The organism is Treponema sp. (assembly GCF_017430385.1).
In the GTDB taxonomy this organism is placed as follows: Bacteria; Spirochaetota; Spirochaetia; order Treponematales; family Treponemataceae; genus Treponema_D.
The window spans coordinates 1-4,126 of the sequence record NZ_JAFRNB010000045.1; the positions used below are offsets into that span (position 1 = coordinate 1).

The following is a 4,126-nucleotide window of genomic DNA, read 5'->3' on the forward strand; positions in this document are numbered from 1 at the left end:
AATCTTCTGAAGCAAGCAGATTTTTCGGATGTCATAAAATCCAAAAACATTACAATTTCTCAAAAGCAGCACATTTGCGATAAATGCGAAGATTATCTGGATAGAGTCATTAAGTTATTTTAATGCGGATGCCCTGGCGAGGGGAGGCTTTCCCCTTGCATATTTCCTTGCTTTTCTATAGTATTATTGAAAATGACATTTTTGAAGAATTTGTCATAATGAAAAGATTATCGGGTCTAAGCAAGGGCGACAACGATTGCCCTTGAGCCCGATAATGACACAGGAGTAAACGAATGGCTAAGAAGTATGCATTTTTGTTCCCAGGACAGGGCGCACAGACTCAGGGAATGATTAAAGATGTTTGTGAGGCTTTCCCAGAAGCTCGCAAGGTCATTGATGAGATTTCCAAAGTTTCAGGAAAAGATATTCCAAAATTGCTCTGGGAAACAGAGCAGACTGAATTAAATAGAAGCGACAACAGCCAGCTCGCAATTACTGCGGCCAGCCTTGCTGTTATGGCCGCCCTCAAATCAAAAGGAATCGAGCCAAGTGCTGCAATGGGCTTCTCTTTGGGCGAGTTCCCTGCTTTGTATGCAGCCGGAATCCTTTCTTTTGAGGACGTTATCAATGTTGTTTGCCAGCGCGGTTCAATCATGCAGAAAGTATGCGAGCAGATTGCCGAAGAAAACGCCGGAAATGCTCCTGGAATGAGCGCAATTTTGGGCTTGCCACCAGAGAAAGTTGAAGAAATCGCTAACGGAATCGAAGGTGCTTATGCCGCAAATCTCAACAGCGTCAAACAGACAGTAATTTCTGGAACCGCTGATGGTCTTACAAAGGCAGAGGAGGCCGCAAAAGCAGCAGGTGCTCGCCGAACGGTCCGCCTGGCTGTTGCAGGTCCATTCCACAGCCCGCTCATGCAGCGCGCAGCTGATAATTTCAAAGTTGCTTTGGAGCCATACACATTCTCTGATCCAAAAATCACTCTTTTCTCAAATGTCACAGGCAAAAAAGTCACAGAAGGTGCTCCTGCAAAAGCAAGCGCAGTTGACCACCTCACACACCCGGTTCGCTGGACAGACGAAGAAAAAGTTCTCGCAGATATGATTAAAGAAGATTCTGCAAACGAATGGGTAATCCTCGAAGTTGGACCAGGCAAAGTTTTGAGCGGTCTCTGGGGTCAGACAGAACTCGGCGCAACATTGGCTTGTACACCGGTGAATACTGCTGAAGGAATCAACGGACTGTAAAATTTGAAACCACAGATGTCACAGATTACACAGATTAGTTAATTCTGTGTGTCATACAGTTTTGAAATACCACGCTTTCTTAAAGGGGACGTTACGGGGGACTTCCCCCGTAGAGAGGGTAGCGACCAACGAAGTGGGCGCGTAGGGAGAGACTTCTCCCTTCCAAAATTTTAATCTGTGCCATCTGTGCCATCTGTGTAATCTGTGGTTAAAATAGAAGGAGAAAATTATGTTGTTGAAGAATAAAAAAGCACTTGTTACAGGTTCTAGCCGTGGTATTGGACGCGGTATCGTTGAAGTATTTTTGAAGAACGGAGCTGAGGTTTGGGGATTGTGCTCTAAGCCAAGTGCCGCAAAAGACGATTTGGAAAAGCTTGCCGCAGAAAATGGCGTTGCTTTCCATGAGATTTATGCTGATGTCGGTAACGCTGAGCAGGTCACTGAGGTCGTAAAGGCTGCTTTGGCAGAGGCCGGAACATTCGACATTCTTGTAAACAATGCCGGAATCACTCGCGATGGTCTTTCTTTCCGCATGAAAAAAGAAGACTGGGACGATGTTCTTCGCATCAACCTCACAAGCGTATTCCTTATCAGCCAGATTGTTTCAAGCAACATGATTCGTGCAAAAGACAAATCTTGCTCAATCATTAACATGGCTTCTATCGTAGGTCTTCACGGACAGGGCGGCCAGGTTAACTACGCAGCTTCAAAGGGCGGAATCATCGCTTATACAAAGGCTTTGGCAAAAGAAGTCGGAAGCCGTGGCGTTCGCGTAAATGCAATTGCACCGGGCTTCATCGAGACTGACATGACTGCCGTTCTCAAAGACGACATGAAAGCTCAGTGGGTTGAAGGTTTGCCTCTTAAACGTGCAGGAAAACCAGAGGACATCGCAAATGCAGCATTGTTCCTCGCAAGTGATTTGAGCACATACATCACTGGCCAGGTTCTTGGCGTAGACGGTGGAATGGGCTGCTAAAAAACTGAAAAATGATAAACTGGTCTTGCTTCGGCGAGGCCAGTTTTTTTATGCCTTTACCTTCCAGCCCAAAAGGCCTTTTCCTTCGCTGGAGAAAACGAGGGCCACTTTGTACATGGCTTTCCCGCTGACGGCAAATCGCTGTGAATATCCGTTCTCGTCAATCTGCGCGAGGGCTTCTTCTGCAACCTCTTCAAAAGACCGGCCTTTATCCATTTTAAGCTCGAAGATAAAAACGCTGTCCTTTGAGGCCACCACAACATCGCTTCGGCCACAGACATTCTGCAGCTCTGAAACCACACGCCAGCCTGTCATGCGGAACATTAAATGCGTGACGGATTCGTAGTAGTTCTCGCACATGTCCTTTTTGACCACGGTGGGAAGGTCTGCGATGGCGGATTTGATGATGTTCAGTGCACGGTTCAAGTCGTGGAGTTCAAGGGCATCGCACAGATTTCCGATTGCAAGTCCCAAATCGTCATAAGGAACTGTCACGAATTTTTTTAGGAGGATGTTGATGAATCCGTCTTCAATCTCACGGTTTGGGAAGTCCAGCGTATAGATTCTTTTTGGCTTGTCAAATCCCTTAATGGTAAGATAGCCACTCTGATAAATCACAGGCAGCATGTTCTTTGAGTCCGGGTCGTAATTCTTGAACTGATCTTCCTTTGCCTTTCGACCGTTGATTATTGTTGTAAGCTCCAGCGGCTGATTCTGCAGGTTTTTTACGAGAAGCGACGGAGTGCCACTTTCAAACCAGTAGGAACCAAAATCTTTTGCCGAAAAACACTTTAAGAGACAGAACGGGTTGTAAACGCCCTCAACATTATGGGTAAAGTGATAGCCGTCATACATTTGGGCGAGCTTAGTCTTCGTTTCTTCGAGATTCATTTCCTGTTCTTCGGCAAGAGCCTCAATTTCAGGCATAAAATATTTTTCAAGTTCTGATTCTGAAACGCCACAAATCGAAGAGTATTTTTTATCAAGGCTTATGTCGTTCAACTGGTTTAGCCCAGAAAAGATGTTCACATGGCTGACTTTCGTAATTCCCGTGATGAAAAGGAAGCGGATGTACTGGTCACAGTCTTTGAGGGGGCTGTAGAAGCTTCGCAGTTCCTGACGGTTCTGCTCTTCGTACTCACTGTAGAGGGCGTCGAGAATTGGCTTGTCGTATTCGTCAATGAGGATGACCACCTGCTTGCCGGTTTTTTCATATGCGCCTTTGATGATATTTTTGAGCCTCGGGGCTGCACGGGAATCAGAAACGGCAATATCGTATTTCTTTTCATATTCCGAAAGAACTGAATTTTCCAATGATATCAGGCAATTCAAATCAGGGTAATTATCTGCGCCAAAACTGATTTTTATGACCGGATACTGCACCCAGTCTTTTTCAAGATTTTCGATGGCAAGACCTTTGAACAAATCTTTTTTGCCCAGAAAGTAGGCTTCCAGCGTGGAAAGCAAAAGGCTCTTACCAAAACGGCGGGGGCGACTTAAAAAATAAGGTTTTCCTTCAGTGACAAGTTTATAGACAAGATGGGTCTTGTCCACATAAATGCTACCACGATTGCGTAAATCTTCAAAATCCTGAATGCCGATTGGCAGAAAACGATTGTTCATGGAAGAATTGTAGCACAGGAAAACGAATCTTTCTATAAAAAAGTGGCACACTTCCACGGTGGGCTGATGGAGCAAATTTTTCATTTAAATATTATAACTCCATGATGATTTTAATACGCTTGCTCTGTTTCGCCTACCAGGGCATCCGCATTAAAATAACTTAATGACTCTATCCAGATAATCTTCGCATTTATCGCAAATGTGCTGCTTTTGAGAAATTGTAATGTTTTTGGATTTTATGACATCCGAAAAATCTGCTTGCTTCAGAAGATTC

At 44.8% G+C, this 4,126-nt stretch carries 3 protein-coding genes; 2 read left to right on the forward strand and 1 reads right to left on the reverse strand.

Annotated elements, in window-relative coordinates:
- Positions 1–293: 293 nt before the first annotated feature.
- Positions 294–1,250, forward strand: coding sequence for an ACP S-malonyltransferase (locus IJJ71_RS03470; protein ID WP_296845338.1), 957 nt, complete (start codon positions 294–296; stop codon positions 1,248–1,250).
- Between the two features lie 229 nt (positions 1,251–1,479).
- Complete coding sequence (gene fabG / locus IJJ71_RS03475) at positions 1,480–2,229, forward strand: 3-oxoacyl-[acyl-carrier-protein] reductase (RefSeq protein ID WP_296845340.1); 750 nt, start codon at positions 1,480–1,482, stop codon at positions 2,227–2,229.
- Positions 2,230–2,277: 48 nt separating this feature from the next.
- Here fabG and IJJ71_RS03480 read toward each other — a convergent pair whose 3' ends face one another.
- On the reverse strand, positions 2,278–3,852 hold the full coding sequence (locus IJJ71_RS03480) for an ATP-binding protein (protein WP_296845341.1): 1,575 nt from the start codon (positions 3,850–3,852) through the stop codon (positions 2,278–2,280).
- Between the last annotated feature and the right edge of the window lie 274 nt (positions 3,853–4,126).

Excerpts from the sequence above, each read along its gene's own strand:
- IJJ71_RS03480 (WP_296845341.1), bottom strand. The coding sequence starts at position 3,852 with ATGAACAATCGTTTTCTGCCAATCGGCATTCAGGATTTTGAAGATTTA.
- IJJ71_RS03470 (WP_296845338.1), top strand. The coding sequence starts at position 294 with ATGGCTAAGAAGTATGCATTTTTGTTCCCAGGACAGGGCGCACAGACT.
- fabG (WP_296845340.1), top strand. The coding sequence starts at position 1,480 with ATGTTGTTGAAGAATAAAAAAGCACTTGTTACAGGTTCTAGCCGTGGT.